At 40.1% G+C, this 18,980-nt stretch carries 17 protein-coding genes; 11 read left to right on the top strand and 6 right to left on the bottom strand.

The window, feature by feature from the left end; translation table 11 throughout:
- Nucleotides 1-147: 147 nt before the first annotated feature.
- The 4 genes from DK865_RS13970 to ackA form a co-directional block, all read right to left on the bottom strand.
- Nucleotides 148-291, bottom strand: a complete 144-nt coding sequence (locus DK865_RS13970) for a Hok/Gef family protein (RefSeq protein ID WP_071788551.1) — start codon at nt 289-291, stop codon at nt 148-150.
- A gap of 377 nt (nt 292-668) precedes the next feature.
- Entirely contained in the window at nt 669-812 is a 144-nt protein-coding gene (locus DK865_RS13965) for a Hok/Gef family protein (protein WP_071788551.1), read from the bottom strand.
- Nucleotides 813-1,220: 408 nt separating this feature from the next.
- Nucleotides 1,221-3,365, bottom strand: a complete 2,145-nt coding sequence (gene pta / locus DK865_RS13960; RefSeq protein ID WP_036912616.1) for a phosphate acetyltransferase — start codon at nt 3,363-3,365, stop codon at nt 1,221-1,223.
- A 77-nt stretch (nt 3,366-3,442) separates the two neighbouring features.
- Nucleotides 3,443-4,645 carry an acetate kinase gene (gene ackA / locus DK865_RS13955; RefSeq protein WP_023581716.1) on the bottom strand — a complete coding sequence of 401 codons (1,203 nt, stop codon included), beginning with the start codon at nt 4,643-4,645 and terminating at the stop codon, nt 3,443-3,445.
- A gap of 392 nt (nt 4,646-5,037) precedes the next feature.
- On the opposite strand from ackA, the gene yfbV reads away from it, so the two are divergent.
- The 5 genes from yfbV to DK865_RS13930 all read left to right on the top strand — a co-directional run bounded on the left by yfbV (nt 5,038) and on the right by DK865_RS13930 (nt 9,459).
- Nucleotides 5,038-5,493, top strand: coding sequence for a terminus macrodomain insulation protein YfbV (gene yfbV / locus DK865_RS13950; protein WP_023581717.1), 456 nt, complete (start codon nt 5,038-5,040; stop codon nt 5,491-5,493).
- A gap of 139 nt (nt 5,494-5,632) precedes the next feature.
- Complete coding sequence (locus DK865_RS13945) at nt 5,633-6,127, top strand: YfbU family protein (protein ID WP_036913439.1); 495 nt, start codon at nt 5,633-5,635, stop codon at nt 6,125-6,127.
- 47 nt (nt 6,128-6,174) lie between these two features.
- Entirely contained in the window at nt 6,175-6,837 is a 663-nt protein-coding gene (locus tag DK865_RS13940; RefSeq protein ID WP_023581719.1) for a sugar phosphatase, read from the top strand.
- 109 nt (nt 6,838-6,946) lie between these two features.
- Entirely contained in the window at nt 6,947-8,776 is a 1,830-nt protein-coding gene (locus tag DK865_RS13935) for an SLC13 family permease (RefSeq protein WP_036912620.1), read from the top strand.
- Nucleotides 8,777-8,955: 179 nt separating this feature from the next.
- Complete coding sequence (locus DK865_RS13930; RefSeq protein ID WP_109392198.1) at nt 8,956-9,459, top strand: hypothetical protein; 504 nt, start codon at nt 8,956-8,958, stop codon at nt 9,457-9,459.
- A gap of 51 nt (nt 9,460-9,510) precedes the next feature.
- Here the strand turns inward: DK865_RS13930 and yfbR are convergent, their stop codons facing one another.
- Together yfbR and DK865_RS13920 are read right to left on the bottom strand one after the other, a co-directional pair.
- Nucleotides 9,511-10,092 carry a 5'-deoxynucleotidase gene (gene yfbR / locus DK865_RS13925; protein WP_036912630.1) on the bottom strand — a complete coding sequence of 194 codons (582 nt, stop codon included), beginning with the start codon at nt 10,090-10,092 and terminating at the stop codon, nt 9,511-9,513.
- Between the two features lie 136 nt (nt 10,093-10,228).
- Nucleotides 10,229-11,443, bottom strand: coding sequence for a pyridoxal phosphate-dependent aminotransferase (locus DK865_RS13920; RefSeq protein ID WP_036913442.1), 1,215 nt, complete (start codon nt 11,441-11,443; stop codon nt 10,229-10,231).
- 860 nt (nt 11,444-12,303) lie between these two features.
- On the opposite strand from DK865_RS13920, the gene hexA reads away from it, so the two are divergent.
- The 6 genes from hexA (at nt 12,304) to nuoF (ending at nt 18,947) form a co-directional block, all read left to right on the top strand.
- Entirely contained in the window at nt 12,304-13,221 is a 918-nt protein-coding gene (hexA, locus tag DK865_RS13915; RefSeq protein ID WP_023581724.1) for a transcriptional regulator HexA, read from the top strand.
- A gap of 799 nt (nt 13,222-14,020) precedes the next feature.
- Nucleotides 14,021-14,473, top strand: coding sequence for an NADH-quinone oxidoreductase subunit A (locus tag DK865_RS13905; protein WP_036912633.1), 453 nt, complete (start codon nt 14,021-14,023; stop codon nt 14,471-14,473).
- 17 nt (nt 14,474-14,490) lie between these two features.
- Nucleotides 14,491-15,165, top strand: a complete 675-nt coding sequence (locus tag DK865_RS13900) for a NuoB/complex I 20 kDa subunit family protein (RefSeq protein WP_004243697.1) — start codon at nt 14,491-14,493, stop codon at nt 15,163-15,165.
- Nucleotides 15,166-15,241: 76 nt separating this feature from the next.
- Entirely contained in the window at nt 15,242-17,038 is a 1,797-nt protein-coding gene (gene nuoC, locus DK865_RS13895) for an NADH-quinone oxidoreductase subunit C/D (RefSeq protein ID WP_109392197.1), read from the top strand.
- 2 nt (nt 17,039-17,040) lie between these two features.
- Entirely contained in the window at nt 17,041-17,586 is a 546-nt protein-coding gene (nuoE, locus tag DK865_RS13890; RefSeq protein ID WP_006533305.1) for an NADH-quinone oxidoreductase subunit NuoE, read from the top strand.
- Nucleotides 17,583-18,947, top strand: coding sequence for an NADH-quinone oxidoreductase subunit NuoF (gene nuoF / locus DK865_RS13885; RefSeq protein WP_023581728.1), 1,365 nt, complete (start codon nt 17,583-17,585; stop codon nt 18,945-18,947). The genes nuoE and nuoF overlap by 4 nt, the downstream gene beginning before the upstream one ends.
- The last annotated feature ends 33 nt before the right edge of the window (nt 18,948-18,980 follow it).

Raw genomic sequence — 18,980 nt, 5'->3', positions numbered from 1 at the left:
TTTATCATTGTGAAAATAAGAGTAAAAGAGAGGGGGAAGAAGTGGGGTACTCATCTGTGTATTGTCAGTCATTAAAGTAGGGTGCTTGTAACCACAAAACGCAACAACGTGTCATGAGAAATTGTGGGGGAAAGTTCCCCCACAAAGCTATTTATCGCAAGATAAAGTCGCTTGAACTACTGTATGACCACTACGAATATTGAAAGAGCATAATCTTTCATGTCTAAGTAATGATAAACACAGTGCTGTCATGCAGACAGCAATCAGCCCTATCAGGGCAAATTTAGTCATTTCTCTTGACTCTCCTTTATAAAGGAGACAGAATCAAGTTGTCTGGTTTGAGACTGCCTCGGATTTTAATAAAATAGAATTCGGGGCTTTCGTCTTTTTGGCGCTCGCAAATGCTTGAACCAAAATGATCCAAGCACCCACCTGCATACTAACAGAAACCCACCTCATTCCTATCTTTTTTTGAATAAAAATAGTCTAAATAAATAAGTAAAATCAATGTGTTATTTGTTTTTATCATTGTGAAAATAAGAGTAAAAGAGAGGGGGAAGAAGTGGGGTACTCATCTGTGTATTGTCAGTCATTAAAGTAGGGTGCTTGTAACCACAAAACGCAACAACGTGTCATGAGAAATTGTGGGGGAAAGTTCCCCCACAAAGCTATTTATCGCAAGATAAAGTCGCTTGAACTACTGTATGACCACTACGAATATTGAAAGAGCATAATCTTTCATGTCTAAGTAATGATAAACACAGTGCTGTCATGCAGACAGCAATCAGCCCTATCAGGGCAAATTTAGTCATTTCTCTTGACTCTCCTTTATAAAGGAGACAGAATCAAGTTGTCTGGTTTGAGACTGCCTCGGATTTTAATAAAATAGAATTCGGGGCTTTCGTCTTTTTGGCGCTCGCAAATGCTTGAACCAAAATGATCCAAGCACCCACCTGCATACTAACAGAAACCCACCTCATTCCTATCTTTTTTTGAATAAAAATAATATAAATAAACGATTAAAATCAATGTGTTATTTGTTTTTATGTGGGGTGTTTATAGGTGGGTTTTCTATTGACACTCCTTTATAAAGGAGATGGAGTCAAGTTGTGTGATTTGAGACTGTCTCGGATTTTAGTTAAATAGAAAATCCGTAGAATAAAAAACGCCAGATGAAATCAATCATCTGGCGTTGTTCTAATTGAAGCGAACTTCAGTAATTATGCGTTTTCTTGTTGGCTTGCTTGAATTGCTGTTAACGCAACGGTGTAGACGATATCGTCCACTAATGCACCACGAGAAAGGTCATTCACTGGTTTACGCATACCTTGTAACATTGGTCCGATTGAAACCAAGTCAGCTGAACGTTGTACCGCTTTATAAGTGGTGTTACCGGTGTTCAGATCAGGGAAGATAAACACAGTCGCTTTACCTGCAACAGGTGAATTTGGCGCTTTAGATTTAGCAACGTCAGCCATAACAGCCGCGTCGTATTGTAAAGGACCATCAATCATCAGATCAGGGCGTTTTTCTTGTGCTAAACGTGTCGCTTCACGAACTTTCTCTACATCACTACCTGCACCTGAGTTACCAGTAGAGTAAGAGATCATTGCAACACGTGGGTCGATACCGAATGCAATGGCAGAATCTGCAGATTGAATTGCGATTTCAGCCAATTGTTCTGCTGTTGGATCTGGATTAATTGCACAGTCACCATAAACATAAACTTGTTCTGGTAACAGCATAAAGAACACAGAAGACACTAATGAGCTACCTGGTGCAGTTTTGATTAACTGTAGTGGTGGGCGAATAGTGTTAGCAGTGGTATGAACAGCACCAGAAACTAGGCCATCTACTTCGCCTTTTTCCAGCATTAATGTGCCGAGAACAACGTTATCTTCTAACTGTTCACGAGCAACAACTTCTGTCATCCCTTTGTTTTTGCGCAGTTCAACTAAACGAGGTACATAGATTTCACGGACTTCTTTAGGATTGACCAACTCAATACCTGTGCCTAATTCAACACCTTGTGCGGTTGCTACGCGACGAATTTCTTCAGGATCGCCTAACAGTACGCAAGTGGCGATACCACGATCAGCACAAATTGCGGCGGCTTTAACAGTACGTGGCTCATCACCTTCTGGTAAAACGATACGTTTTTTCGCTTTACGCGCTAATTCTGTTAATTGATAACGGAATGCAGGTGGTGATAAACGGTTAGGGCGTTCAGAGTTCGCAGTCAGTGAATCAATCCATTGAGTATTGATATGTTGAGCAACGTAGTTCTGAATTTTTTCAATACGTTCATGGTCATCAGCAGGCACTTCTAAGCTAAAACTTTGCAGATTTAAAGAGGTCTGCCAAGTGTTTGCATTAACCATAAAGATAGGTAAGCCAGTTTCGAATGCACGTTCACAAAGTTGTTTGATTGGTGCATCGATTTGGTAGCCACCAGTGAGTAGAATTGCACCAATTTCAACGCCATTCATTGCTGCAAGGCATGCTGAAACTAATACATCAGGGCGATCCGCTGAAGTCACTAACAGTGAACCAGGACGGAAATGCTCTAACATGTGTGGAATACTGCGGGCACAGAAAGTGACAGACTTAATACGACGGGTTTCAATATCGCCTTTATTGACGATAGTCGCATTTAAGTGTTTTGCCATATCTGTTGCACGAGTGGCGATTAAATCGAAGTTCCATGGAATGCAACCCAGTAAAGGCAGTGGGCTATTTTTTTCGATGGTTTTTAAATCGACATTAGAGATAATCGCTTTACTTGAATCATCAAAGATTTCAGATAAGTCAGGGCGAGTACGGCCTTGATCATCAACAGGAGCATTTAATTTGTTAACAATAACACCTGTGATATTTTGGTTTTTTACACCGCCGAACTCAGCACGAGCAAATTCGATACGCTCTTTTAACTGTTCAACCGTGTTGTTACCTAATGCAGTAACGAAAACAATTTCAGCACCTAATGTTTTTGCAATTTCATAGTTTAATGATTGTGCAAAAGGGTGCTTACGCATAGGTACCAGACCTTCAATGAGAATAACTTCTGCATCAGCGGTATTTTCATGGTATCTAGCAACAATTTCTTCCATCAAAACATCTTTTTGGTTTGAGCTGAGTAGAGACTCAACATAATCCATGTTTAAAGGTTCTGATGATTGAATAGTGGAGTGAGAGCGGATAATCGCAGTTGTCTGATCTAACGCGCCTTTTACACGAGGTTGTGCAATTGGCTTGAACACGCTAAGGCTAACGCCTTTTTGTTCCATAGAACGGATAACACCCAAGCTGACGCTGGTTAAACCTACGCGTGTATCAGTTGGGACTAGCATAATTGTACGGGACACGGAAACCTCTTTAAATATCGGTTGCTCGTTATGTAAAACAGTACTGCCAGTATGACACTGGCAGTACATCAAAGAACTTAAGCGGTCAGGCGACTTGCATCCTGAGCGATAACTAACTCTTCGTTAGTTGGGATAACAACAGCAAGACGGCTGTTATCGGTAGTGATAGTGCCTGATTTACCGAAACGTGCATCTAAGTTACGTTGATGATCAACTTCAAAACCTAACAGCGCCAGTTTTTTCAGTGATAATTCACGTACCATTGCTGCGTTTTCACCGATACCGCCAGTAAAGATAATGGCATCTAAACGACCTTCCATCAGTGCACAGTAAGAACCGATGTATTTCGCTAAACGGTGGCAGTAAACGTCCATTGCACGTTTAGCATCTGCTTTAGTATCGTAGTTATCTTCAACATAACGGCAGTCACTAGTGACTTCTGTTAAACCTAACAGACCAGATTCTTTAGTCAGCAGTTTGTTGATGTCTTCAACGCTCATACCTAAAGTGTCATGTAAATGGAATACGATAGCAGGATCGATATCACCACTACGTGTTCCCATGACTAAACCTTCTAATGGAGTCAGACCCATAGAAGTATCAACACATTTACCGTTAACGACAGCAGAAACAGAACCACCATTACCTAAGTGGCAAGTGATTACGTTCAGTTCATCAACAGGTTTGTTTAACATTTTAGCGGCTTCACGAGAAACGTAGAAATGGCTAGTACCGTGAGCTCCGTAACGACGGATGCTGTGATCTTTATATAAGCTGTATGGCAGAGCATACAAATAAGCTTCTTCTGGCATTGTTTGATGGAACGCAGTGTCAAAAACAGCAACCATTTTTTCAATTAAATGAGGGAATGCTTTACGCGCTTCTTCAATACCAATAAGGTGAGCTGGGTTATGCAATGGTGCAAATGGGATAGCTGCTTCAATACCTTTGATAACTTCGTCAGTGATCACGACAGATTTAGTGAATTTCTCGCCACCATGAACAATACGGTGACCAATAGACGCGATTTGTGCAGAAAGTTCTGGTTTTTGAGCCAGAATAGTATTTACGATGAAGTTTAATGCTTCGCTATGAGCAGCACCTGCGCCTAACGCAGCTTCGTGTTTCTGGCCATCCATTTTCCACTTCAGGCGGGCTTCAGGAAGGTTGAAGCATTCAGCCAAACCTGACAGGAATTCTTCACCATTTTCTGGGTTGATAATTGCAAATTTAAGAGAAGAACTACCGCAGTTCAGTACCAGCACCAGCTTACTTGACATGGAATTACCTATTTATCTTGTTGTCGTAGTGTCTTTTATATTATAAAGACGGTGGTTAATAAAACGTCAATCATAAAAGCCTATCGCATTCCTATGATGACATTAATGACGCGCATCATGCTTAAAGTAAAAAACTTGATGCTAATTATAGTTGCCAATCATTAATTGGACGATTTTTATTCACCCATTAGCTTTTCGCGTTAAAATCGGCGAAAAGGGTTGAAAATCACGCCGGCAAACAAAATATAGCGCTTTATTGCCACAAACCTTTAGAATGGGCACAGGATACAGAGTAAAGGCAACAAAGACAAAATATACTTAATTCTACTAAAAGATTTTTATTCTTTATAGATATTTTTTAAAAGTTACAGAAGAAATTGATTGAGGTCATTATGAGCGAACCGACAGTGACTCCCCCCGGCTTTTTTAAGAAGCTTCGTTTGGGGAACGAGTATTTAAAAACCTGGCCGGTTGAAAAACAGTTAGCGCCTGTTTTCCCTGAAAATCGTATTGTCAAAGCCACACGCTTTGGTATTCGCTATATGCCACCGATTGCCATTTTTACAATGACATGGCAAATCGCATTAGGCGGCAATTTAGGACCAGCAATTGCCACAGCGCTCTTTGCTTGTAGCTTGCCAATACAAGGATTATGGTGGTTAGGTAAACGTGCAGCAACGCCACTGCCAGCAACGTTATTACGCTGGTTTTATGAAATTCGTGAGAAATTTGAAGAAGCCGGCATCGCTTTAGCCCCTGTGGAGCAAACGCCAACTTACCTTTCTTTAGCCCATTTATTAAAACGCGCTTTTAAGCAACTTGATCGCTCTTTTCTTGATGATGTGTAGAACATTTGTTCTACCTTCTTCGTTTGTCATGATTGTCATCTGAATTACCCCGTTGAGATCAAAAAACGCGTAGTTAACACTACTCAATACTTTTGATTAATGACATGATCCTTCCAATAATTTCTTTGGAGAATTAATGATGGAAATGACACACGCACAACGCTTGATCCTCTCTAATCAGTATAAAATGATGACAATGATGGATCCTGATAACGCTGAACGTTATCGTCGCTATCAGACAATTATTGAACGCGGTTATGGATTACAATTACGTGAACTTGATCGTGATTTCGATGAAATGTCAGAAGAGACTTGCCGTACCATTATTAACGTCATGGAAATGTACCATGCACTGCAAGTTTCTCGTGATAACTTAAAAGAACAAGAGATGCCAGATGCACGCCGTGTTGCATTTATAGGCTTTGATGCGGCGACAGAATCCCGCTATCTTAGCTATGTACGTTTTATGGTGAATACAGAAGGGCGTTACACGCATTTCGATAGTGGTAGTCATGGTTTTAACTCTCAAACACCCATGTGGGAAAAATACCAAAGAATGCTTGCTGTTTGGTTAGCATGTCCTCGTCAATATCACCTTAGCGTTGTTGAAATTCAGCAAATACTTAATGCGTAATATCAATACGTAATAGATAACACATCACTGAAAGGTAGAGATAAAAAATGGCGATCACATGTAAAGGTTTTCTGTTTGATTTAGACGGTACATTAGTCGATTCATTACCTGTCGTTGAGCATTGCTGGGCACTATTTGGTGAGCGCGTTGGTGTTTCAACACAAGAGATTAATGACTATATCCATGGAAAGCCTGCTATAGAGTCGATTCGCCATTTTATGCCTAATGCGAGTGAACAAGAAATTACAGAAACCTTCCGTTGGTTAGAAAAATTAGAGTCAACACAAACCGAAGGCTTAGCACCGCTTCCGGGGGCTATTGAGTTGATTGATCGTCTTAACGACTTAAATATTCCATGGGCAATTGTCACATCAGGTACTGTTCCTATCGCCTCAACCCGCCAATCTGTCACGGGTATTCCTGAACCTAAGTATTGGGTTACTGCAGAATGTATTAGCAAAGGTAAACCTAATCCTGAGCCTTATCTTTTAGGTGCCAAAAAATTGGGTTTATTACCTCAAGATTGTGTGGTTTTTGAAGATGCCGCCGCGGGTATTTACTCTGGTTTAGATGCGGGATGTCAAGTCGTTGCCGTTCATGCCCCTCTTTCTCTTCCTCGCCGTAATGAGATTCATTTAATTATTGAATCACTAAATGATATTCAAATTGAAAAGCAAACTGAAAAGGTTGTAATAAAGCACAAAAGATAGTCTTTTCTTTGATCATATTAGAAGACTTATTGTTGCAAAAATGGTCTACTTATCAATGTAGTGAATTGATGTCTTAACCTGTTTTCACTTATTGCTGATCGAGGCCATTTTGAATAGCGAATTATTATGGGTTTTAAGCCTGCTATTGATAGCTATTGTCCTTTTTACGACCAACAAAATCCGCATGGATGTGGTCGCTTTACTTGTCATCATCGCATTCGTTCTTAGCGGTACACTCTCATTAAATGAAGCCACGGTAGGATTTAGCGATCCTAACGTATTACTTATTGCTGCTCTTTTTGTTATTGGTGAAGGGTTAGTGAGAACAGGTGTGGCTTATCAAATGGGGGACTGGCTAGTTCGTGTCGCGGGTAGCAGTGAAGTTAAAATGCTTGTGCTATTAATGATATGCGTTGCAAGTTTAGGTGCTTTCATGAGTTCAACAGGGGTTGTTGCCATTTTTATTCCTGTTGTATTGAGTGTTGCTGCTCGAATGAAAACATCGCCAGGTCGTTTAATGATGCCGTTAGGTTTTGCTGGATTGATTAGTGGATTAATGACCTTAGTGGCAACACCGCCTAATATGGTTGTTAACAGTGAATTAGTCAGAGAAGGTTTACCGAGTTTTCAGTTTTTCTCCATCACGCCTATTGGTATCGCCGTATTATTCGCAGGCATTTTATATATGCTGGTAGTACGTCGGTGGTTAGGAAATAACGATAATAGTAAGCAAAAAGAAGCTTATCGTCGTACTTTCCGTGATCTTATTCGTGATTATCAGTTAGCGGGACGTGCTCGTCGTCTAGCCATTCGTAAAGGTTCTCCACTAGTAGGTCATTCACTTGATGAGTTACACTTACGTTCTCGTTATGGTGCAAACGTTGTCGGTATTGAACGTTGGAGGCGGTTTCGGCGTGTGATGGTTAGCGCAACCGGTGGCACTGAATTAAGAGAACGTGATGTGTTATTAGTTGATATGTCTGCCAGTGATGTCGATTTACGTGAATTTTGCCGTGAACAGATGCTCGAGCCGATGGTATTGCGAGGCGAATATTTTTCTGAACAATCTCGTGACGTAGGGCTTGCTGAAGTATCCATGAATCCTGACTCAGAATTATTAGGAAAATCATTAAGAGAAATTAAATTCCGTACTCGTTATGGGTTAAACGTCGTTGCTATTCGCCGAGAAGGTCATGCCTTACCCGGTAAAATAGTTGATGAGCCATTACGCCTTGGTGATGTGCTATTAGTCATTGGTGATTGGAAACTTATTCGTATTTTATCAACTAAACCACGTAATTTTATCGTGTTAAATTTAGCGGCAGAAATTGAAACTGTTGCACCTGCTTCATCTCAAGCACCTCATGCACTGTTTTCGTTAGCATTAATGGTGGCATTAATGGTGACGAATGAAGTTCCAAACTTTATTGCGGCACTGATTGCCTGTTTATTAATGGGGAAATTTCGGTGTATTGATATGGAAAGTGCTTATCGCTCTATTCATTGGCCAAGTATTATTTTAATTGTCGGTATGATGCCTTTTGCTGCGGCACTACAAAAAACAGGCGGTATAGAACTGATTGTTAATGGTTTGATGGATGTGGCGGGTAGTGCTGGTCCTCAAGTGATGTTGGTGTGTTTATTTATACTTTGTGCATCAATTGGGTTGTTTATATCCAATACTGCCACTGCGGTATTAATGGCACCGATTGCTATAGCGGCTGCGAATCAAATGAATGTTTCTCCATTACCATTTGCAATGGTGATTGGTGTTGCTGCATCCGCAGCATTTATGACACCGGTTTCATCGCCTGTTAATACACTTATTTTAGAACCCGGTGGTTATAAGTTTGCTGACTTTATTAAGATTGGAGTGCCATTTACGGTTATTGTGATGTTGATTAGTGTCTTCCTGATCCCGCTATTATTTCCATTCTAAATGGCTGAATGTTGTTGAAGCGTCGTTTGTTAATTAATAAACGACGTTTTTTATTTATTTGGTGGTGGTTTTTTATTTGATGAATATGTCGCGCTGATGGGTGTGTGTTTTTTGAAAATTATTTTCAATTAAAAGTGTATTCTTTATTTATACATTTATTTATAGATAAAGAGATAATTATGAGTATTACATTTCAAACTACTAACAATAGCGGAAAAGTTGTTGGTATAGGTTATAATGAAAAAAGTAAATCAATTTTTTCAAGATTAGCATCCAGTATTAATAGTATTAAAAATAATATTGCCAATTTTTTTAATGCAACTAAATCGAATGTTACGATAGAAAACCCTATAAATTTAAATCAGATACAGAAAGAATTATTAGGTAAAGATGAAGAGAAAAAAAATACTTGGCAAACTTATAATAAATCCTCAGCGAATAAATTAAAGGAAAGTATTCAAGCAAGTATTTCAAAATATCCACAAGAAATAGAATATAAATTTTTTGAAAACCATAATAATCCACAAGCTGAAAAAATAAATTTAAATAAAAATTTGTGGATTTCAACAGTGATGCGTACAGATGAACCTCAACTAGAAAATGAAGGATCTGTTAGTCGTATTCAGTATGAAAGTTCGCCTTACTTCCAGTCTATTAGTAATAAAAATACTTTTAAAAAATAATATTGATTGAAAAATCAGCTTACGATGTTACATCATCATAAGCTGATTTTTTTACTCACTAATCTCATCCAGCGATAAACTAAATCCCGGTACAAACACTTTCATAAAATAGTCCATTTCAGGGCTATTTCTCTCTGCTAAGGTTTTTTCTAAGCGATTTTTCGCTAAATTAAATTCGCTATTACCGGCTGCTAACTCTTCAAGGCATTTTAAATAAGCACACAGACTATCGGCTTGTTTTACAATAAATGTTTCTTCCTCACTATGTAATTGCTCATCAATAAGAGGGCGAAAATCATCTTGTAATTCTTCGGGTAACATTTCAATTAGTTTTTGCTGTGCGTATTTTTCTATTTTTTTATATTCGTGAGCAATTTGTGGATTGTGATATTTTATGGGGGTTGGCATATCACCAGTAATGACTTCACTGGCGTCATGATACATCGCCTGTAATGCAATACGTTCAGCATTAACATTACCATTAAACATCCGATTTTTAATTACAGCGAGTGCATGAGCAACAAAAGCCACTTGTAAGCTGTGCTCAGAGACATTTTCTTGGCGAATATTACGCATTAATGGCCAACGAGTAATGAGTTTTAAGCGAGAAAGGTGGGCAAAAAAATAACTCATGATATCTCCCAATTGCGTGATTGAAGACATTATTGTGAGTGGATAATCAGTAGATGTAAACGGCAATAAAAAAGAAAATAAAAAAACGCAATATAACGGGCTGTTATACTGCGTTTTATTTTAGGTGCAGACAATTTTATTGGTGATAACCCACAATAAAGCGGCCAAATTTTTGAATTGCCATATCTAAATCATCTTCACGTGGAAGGGTCACAATACGGAAATGGTCTGGGTGTGGCCAGTTAAATGCCGTTCCTTGTACTAATAGCACTTTTTCTTGCAACAATAAATCGAGGATCATTTTCTGATCGTCTTTAATACTGTAGCGATTTAAGTCAATTTTAGGGAACATATAAAGAGCACCCATTGGCTTAACGCAAGAAACACCAGGAATTTGGTTAATCAATTCCCAAGCACGATTACGTTGCTCATATAAACGACCACCTGGTAGGATGAATTCACTAATACTTTGATAACCCCCTAATGCAGTTTGAATGGCATGTTGCATAGGAACGTTGGCGCATAAACGCATAGACGCTAACATATTCAGGCCTTCAATATAGCTTTTAGCATGTTTTTTAGGGCCGTTTAATACCATCCAACCTTGACGAAAACCCGCAACACGGTAGGTTTTTGATAAACCATTAAATGTTACGGTTAATAAATCGGGTGCCATCGCCGCAATAGAATGATGTTGAGCATCGTCATACAGAATTTTATCGTAGATCTCGTCAGCGAAGATAATCAGATCATGTTGGCGTGCGATTTCAACGATTTCCATCAGAATATCTTTGCTATATACCGCACCTGTCGGATTATTTGGGTTGATAATAACAATACCGCGGGTATTTTTTGTAATTTTACTGCGGATATCGTCTAAATCAGGGAACCAACCTTGTTGCTCATCACACATATAGTGAACGGCATTTCCTCCCGAAAGAGAAACCGCTGCCGTCCATAAAGGATAATCTGGAGCAGGTACAAGCATTTCATCGCCATTATTCAATAAGGCTTGCATTGCTTGTACGATTAACTCAGAAACACCATTACCAATATAGATGTCTTCAACAGTGATATCTCGCATATCACGGGCTTGATAATGCTGCATGATAGCTTTACGCGCAGAAAACAGACCTTTGGAGTCACTATAACCCTGAGAGCTTGGCAGATTGCGGATCACATCTACTAAAATTTCATCAGGTGCTTCAAAGCCAAAAGGTGCCGGGTTACCAATATTGAGTTTTAAAACTTTGTTACCTTCTTCTTCCAGACGTTTTGCTTCTTGCAAAACCGGACCTCTAATGTCGTAACAGACATGTTCGAGTTTGTTTGATTTTTTAATCTGATTCATAGCGCGTTTACCTAATAGGGTCTGACTCGTATCTTTATTGTGATTATGGCGATTTAGCGACATTTATCGCCGATTGCTATTCATATAGAAAGATACAAATGAAAAGGCTGTCCCAGCAAATAACTGTTCTATCACTCTACTCTTACGTTACAAACTTTTGAAGATGCTAGGTAATTTTTGGTGTAAAAGGTCAGTTTATTCTTAGAATGTTATTTTGATGACTGAATGTATTGCTTATGACGGAATTATGTTCCAGTTTCAGGAAATAATCTGGGTTATTGTTCTATTGAAAAGGGGCTTTTTAGTGTGGTGATTAGAAATAAGTTGGTGTAATCGAGAGGTAGTCGAAATGTTGCATAATCAATTATTGAATAATTTTATCGGATTTGTATTATCTGACTTAATATATTAAATTTTCAAATAATATGGTTAAATCTACTTTATTCTATAGCAATCAATTGGTTTAAGTATAAATTAAATTTAAATCTTAAATTTAGTTTATAGGGGAAGATACTTAAACTCGAATGCATAGTTAAGATAATTTAAATTATTTTCAAAATGTTAAAATTTATGAATCAGAAAGCAATATAGTATGATCTAAGTCTAACTTGTGATGACGGTATACAGTTCTTTCTTGTGAATGCTTGAAATGATAATAAAATTTAATTTGTTACAAAAAGATGCAATTCCTTTCTATCTAGGAGGTGTAAACGATAAGAAACAAATGTAAAGTATTCGGTATGTCTTTGCTCTCCTTTTCAGAGTAGAGTACTGTCTGAATCGGAAGTCTTTTTTAGACTTTTGAGATAAAACACCAGGTATATGTAATTTAAAAATCAAAAATAAGTGAAGAATAAACAATGATTAATGCAAATCGTCCGATAATGAATCTCGACCTCGATCTGCTTAGAACGTTTGTAGCTGTAGCAGATTTGAACACTTTTGCGGCAGCTGCTGCTGCTGTATGTCGCACCCAATCTGCTGTGAGTCAGCAGATGCAACGTTTAGAGCAATTGGTGGGTAGAGAGCTTTTCGCCCGTCATGGTCGTAATAAACTTTTAACAGAGCATGGTCTACAACTGTTAGGTTATGCGCGTCAGATTCTGCGTGCTAACGATGATGCAACGGCATCATTAACGTATAGCGATGCAGAAGGGGAGCTACGTATTGGTGCTTCTGATGATTCTGTTGATACTTTATTACCATTTTTATTAAACCGTATCGCGTCAGTGTATCCACGTTTAGCGGTTGATGTACGCATTAAGCGTTCTCAATATATTGAGACAATGCTAGATAATCATGAAATTGATTTAGCATTAACAACAGCCCGTATTGGTCATCATCCTCGTACAGCGTTACGTACTGCACCTGTACTATGGCATTGTGCGCCAGACTTCCAATTACAAATGAATGAACCTATTCCTTTAGTTGTCATGGATGAAACAAACCCATTCCGTCAATTAGCGACAAATACGTTAGATGATGCTGGAATTCAATGGCGTATTGCTTATGAAGCAGCTTCTTTATCTGCTGTTCGTGCTGCAGTGAATGCAGAAGTGGGTATTACTGCACGTCCACTTGAAATGCAAAATGCCGATTTACGTATTTTAGGCGAAAGCGAAGGGTTACCTCGTTTACCTGAAACACAATATTGGTTGTATCGTAACGCTGATGAACAAAATGAAGCGGTGTTAACGGTATTCAATGCGATTGAAAACAAGAAAACACCTTATACCGTCACTGCAACTGAAGATATTAGCTCTACTGAACTTGAATAATCACATTAATAATTGTGTGAGTTTTTAGCGTTAAAACACAAAAATTAAAGATTAAGAAAGAGCCAAATAGAACTGGATAGTGATGAATAATGATAAACGGGAATAGATGCAATGAAGTGCATTTACTCCCGTTTTTTTATTGCCATTTTTTGAAATAGTAACATTGTGTTAATAATTATGTTGTTTTATGTATTTATCTTTGTGACATTTCATTCCATAACGACCTTAATTGCTTGTTAAAAAAATGTTTACCTTCCCCCTTGGTTAATCACTTGTAGGATTTGTTAACAAATAAAAAGATTGTCTAGGTTTTAAGAGAATAAAAAAGTAAATCTAAGCAGATATTTGACCTCTGCCACAATATTAGAAAGTTAATTTGTTAAAATTTGGATAAATTTTAAACTGATTAAGTATTTTTTCGACTATTTTGTGAGTTTGATCAAGAAAATAAGGCACATTTGCCTGTGTTTAGTCAGGTTTTTCCTGAGATACTGGTGTAGTAAAATCGAATTATCGGTTAGACTAAGCGTGTTAGCATAAAGTTTGTCGGTTGACTGACACGTTTTAGCATTAGCCAGTAATTGGGTGTTAAAAATGAGTGTTAAATTTGTTAAATCGCGATGGAAAACTGAGTGATTTGTCGCAAAGTTTTCTAAAAAAGAAAAAAGGTATAAATAGACTGTTATTATTTCTTTAATTAGCAAGTCTGTTTAATTTCCCTTTTTTTTCGTAATTAGAAATGTGGTGTAAACCGCCGGATAAGAGTTGGTTAATTGACACCACCTTTGATGAGTAAGCAATGAGTATGTCTACAACCACCGAAGTTATCGCCCACCATTGGGCATTTGCTGTCTTCCTCATAGGCGCATTGGGGTTATGTTCGCTCATGTTGTTGGGTGCCCGCTATTTAGGCGGACGCGCACAGGCAAGGGCAAAGCATGTTCCTTATGAATCTGGTCTTGATTCCGTTGGCAGCGCTCGTCTGCGCATGTCAGCTAAATTCTATTTAGTTGCCATGTTTTTCGTTATTTTCGATGTTGAAGCACTGTTTCTTTATGCCTGGGCTGTTTCCGTTCGTGAAGTTGGCTGGTTAGGCTTTATTGAAGCGTCAGTCTTCATCGCTATTTTATTAGCTGGATTATTCTATTTGGTTCGTATAGGCGCATTAGATTGGACGCCTGTTCGTTCTCGCCGTGAAACAGCGAGTAAAAGCCATGTTCGATTAACCAGCGGCAAACATCCGCAGCAGTAATAAGCGAGGCATTAGAAATGGATTATACGCTCACCCGCATAGATCCGAACGGTGAGAATGACCGTTATCCCCTGCAATCACAGGAAATTGTCAGTGACCCATTAGATGCTCACGTTCATCGCAGCGTGTATATGGGAAAACTGGAACATGCGTTGCATGACGTTGTGAACTGGGGTCGGAAAAACTCTTTATGGCCATATAACTTTGGTCTTTCCTGTTGTTACGTTGAAATGGTGACGTCATTTACGGCTGTGCATGACGTGGCTCGTTTTGGTTCAGAAGTATTACGTGCATCACCGCGTCAAGCTGACTTTATGGTGGTTGCGGGGACTTGCTTTACTAAGATGGCACCCGTTATTCAACGTTTATACGATCAGATGTTAGAGCCTAAATGGGTTATCTCTATGGGGGCATGTGCAAACTCTGGTGGTATGTACGACATCTATTCAGTAGTGCAAGGTGTGGATAAGTTCATTCCAGTTGATGTGTATATTCCTGGATGCCCGCCACGCCCTGAAGCTTACATGCAAGCACTGATGTTATTACAAGAGTCCATTGGTAAAGAACGTCGCCCATTATCATGGGTTGTCGGCGACCAAGGCGTTTACCGTGCCAATATGCAATCAGAACGAGAAAGAAAACACGGTGAGCGTATTGCAGTGAAAAATCTGCGTACTCCTGACGAAATTTAAAGGCTTTTGCCTAAGACGTAACCAGAGCAATGTGTTGCGATCATAGTAACCCTGATCAAAGTTGTGGTGAATAGAAATGACCGATCAGATAGCGCAAAAAGGCGCTCGGCCAGCGTGGGAAACGACCGATCATATTGATGATCGGGTCGTTAATGAACTGCGTCAGAAATTTGGGCCAGATGCGTTTACGTTCCAGCCTACTCGTACTGGTATGCCAGTTGTTTGGGTTAAACGGGAACAACTCATTGAGGTAATGCTATACCTCAAATCTTTACCAAAACCTTATGTCATGCTGTTTGATATGCATGGTTTTGATGAGCGTCTTCGTACGCATCGTCAAGGCTTGCCAGCAGCAGACTTTTCCGTTTTCTATCATCTGATATCAATCGATCGTAATAAAGATATTATGCTGAAAGTCGCATTAAGTGAGAATGATCTTAATGTGCCGACTATCACATCTCTCTTTCCTAACTCGAATTGGTATGAGCGTGAAGTCTGGGATATGTTTGGGATCGTCTTTAATGGACACCCCAATTTACGCCGTATTATGATGCTTCCTGATTGGGAAGGTCATCCACTGCGTAAAGATTATCCTGCTCGTGCGACAGAGTTCGATCCTTATGTGCTGACAAAGCAGAAACAGGATCTGGAAATGGAATCGCTGACATTCAAACCTGAAGAGTGGGGGATGAAACGCGGTACTGAGAATGAGGACTTTATGTTCTTAAACCTTGGTCCTAACCATCCATCCTCTCACGGTGCATTCCGTATTATTCTTCAGCTTGATGGCGAGGAAATCGTCGACTGTGTGCCTGACGTGGGTTATCACCACCGTGGCGCTGAAAAAATGGGTGAGCGCCAATCTTGGCACAGCTATATCCCATACACAGACCGGATCGAATACCTCGGTGGATGCGTTAACGAAATGCCGTATGTACTTGCAGTTGAAAAACTTGCCGGTATTGAAGTGCCCGAGCGCGTTAAAGTCATTCGTGTCATGCTGTCAGAGCTATTCCGTATTAATAGCCACTTACTGTATATCAGTACCTTTATCCAAGACGTTGGTGCAATGACACCGGTGTTCTTTGCCTTTACTGACCGTCAGAAAGTTTACAATATCGTTGAAGCGATTACTGGATTCCGTATGCACCCAGCATGGTTCCGTATCGGCGGTGTTGCTCATGACTTACCACGCGGTTGGGAACGCTTATTACGTGAGTTCTTAGATTGGATGCCAAAACGTCTTGATTCTTACGTAAAAGCGGCACTGCAAAACAGTATCTTGAAAGGTCGTACTATCGGTGTTGCCTCATATAACGCAAAAGAAGCATTAGAGTGGGGGGTAACAGGTGCGGGTCTTCGTGCAACAGGTGTTGAGTTTGACGTACGTAAGTGGCGTCCATATTCAGGTTATGAAAACTTTGAATTTGAAATCCCTGTCGCAAGCAATGGTGACTGTTATGATCGCGTCATGCTGAAAGTAGAAGAACTACGCCAAAGCTTACGTATTCTGGAACAGTGCTATAAAAACATGCCAGAAGGGCCATTTAAAGCAGACCATCCACTGACAACGCCTCCACCGAAAGAGCGTACATTACAGCATATTGAAACCATGATTAACCACTTCTTACAGGTTTCATGGGGTCCAGTTATGCCTGCTAATGAATCATTCCAGATGGTTGAAGCCACGAAAGGGATCAACAGCTATTACTTAACGAGTGATGGCAGCACGATGAGCTACCGTACGCGTATTCGTACGCCAAGCTTTGCTCACTTGCAACAAATCCCTGCGGTTATCCGCGGTAGTCTGGTTTCTGACTTGATTGTGTATCTGGGAAGTATTGATTTTGTAATGTCGGATGTGGATCGTTAATCATGCAAAATGAATTAAACCAAAAAGATGATGCAGTGCAGATCGAAATCGTTGATGTAACACATTCAAAGAAAGCAACGTTTGTTTTAACTGAAGAAGAACGTGCTGAAATTGAACAAGAAAAACATCATTACGAAGATCCGCGTGCAGCCTCTATTGAAGCACTGAAAATTGTGCAAAAGAACCGCGGTTGGGTTGAAGACGGCGCGATTTATGCGATTGCGGATGTTCTTGGGATCCCTGCAAGCGATGTTGAAGGCGTTGCTACGTTCTATAGCCAAATTTTCCGTCAACCCGTTGGCCGTCACATTATTCGTTTTTGTGACAGCGTGGTTTGTCATATTACAGGTTATCAAGGCATTCAGGCAGCGATTGAAAAGCACCTTAATATCATTCCTGGTCAAACTACACCAGATGGTCGCTTTACGTTACTGCCAACCTGCTGTTTAGGTAATTGTGATAAAGGTCCTACTATGATGGTAGATGACGATACTCACAGCTTTGTTAAACCTGAAGAGATTGAAACGTTACTGGAGCAGTATCCATGACAGCAATTTCAGGAGCAAAACCGATTATTCGTAGCGCAGAAACGCACCCGCTAACGTGGCGCTTACGTGATGATCGTCAGCCTGTATGGTTGGATGAGTACCGTGCTACAAACGGTTATAAAGCGGCAGAGAAAGCATTAAAAGGTATGTCTCCGACTGAGGTGACTACGGAAGTTAAAGATGCTGGCCTAAAAGGTCGTGGTGGTGCTGGATTCTCAACAGGTTTGAAATGGAGCCTGATGCCAAAAGATGAAAGCATGAATATCCGTTACATCCTTTGTAACGCGGATGAAATGGAGCCTGGGACTTATAAAGACCGTCTCTTAATGGAAGAACTTCCACATCTGTTAATTGAAGGGATGATTATCGGTGCTCACGCACTCAAAGCTTACCGTGGCTATATTTTCCTTCGTGGCGAATATATCGAAGCGGCTAAGAATTTACGCCATGCTATTGAAGAAGCCAAAGCAGCAGGCTTTCTAGGTAAAAACATCTTTGGTTCAGGAATTGATTTTGAACTGTTTGTTCATACTGGCGCAGGTCGTTATATCTGTGGTGAAGAGACAGCGTTAATCAACTCATTAGAAGGTCGTCGTGCTAACCCGCGCTCTAAACCTCCATTCCCTGCAACATCAGGTGCATGGGGTAAACCAACTTGTGTCAATAACGTTGAAACACTGTGTAACGTGCCTGCGATTATTGAACACGGCAAAGATTGGTATATCGGCTTAAGTGAAGGCAAAAGCCCAGATGCGGGTACTAAGTTAATGGGATTCTCCGGTCGCGTGAAATATCCGGGCTTATGGGAATTACCATTTGGTACAACAGCGCGTGAGATCCTTGAAGATTACGCGGGCGGTATGCGTGATGGTCTTAAGCTGAAAGCATGGCAACCCGGGGGTGCAGGTACTGACTTCTTAACCGAAGATCACCTCGATCTCCCAATGGATTTTGGCACGATTGCAAAAGCAGGTAGCCGTTTAGGTACCGCACTTGCGATGGCGGTAGATAATGAAATTAACATGGTTTCATTAACCCGTAACTTAGAAGAGTTCTTTGCGCGTGAATCTTGCGGCTGGTGTACACCTTGTCGTGATGGCTTGCCATGGAGTGTCGAAATCTTACGTGCGATAGAAAACGGTAAAGGTCGCCCAGGTGATATCGAAACGCTTGAGCATTTATGTCGTTCTTTAAGTCCGGGACACACATTCTGTGCTCACGCACCGGGTGCAGTAGAACCTTTACAAAGTGCCATTAAATATTTCCGTGAAGAATTTGAGGCTGGCATTATTCAAGAAGATTATACCAATGCCAACTTGATCAGAGGCATTCAGCCTAACTTGCTGAAAAGCCGCTGGTAATTTTTCACGACACATTCTAGGTTTAACGCCTGC

Source organism: Proteus cibi (assembly GCF_003144405.1).
GTDB classification, from domain to species: domain Bacteria; phylum Pseudomonadota; class Gammaproteobacteria; order Enterobacterales; family Enterobacteriaceae; genus Proteus; species Proteus cibi.
This window is presented reverse-complemented; position numbering and strand designations above follow the sequence as displayed.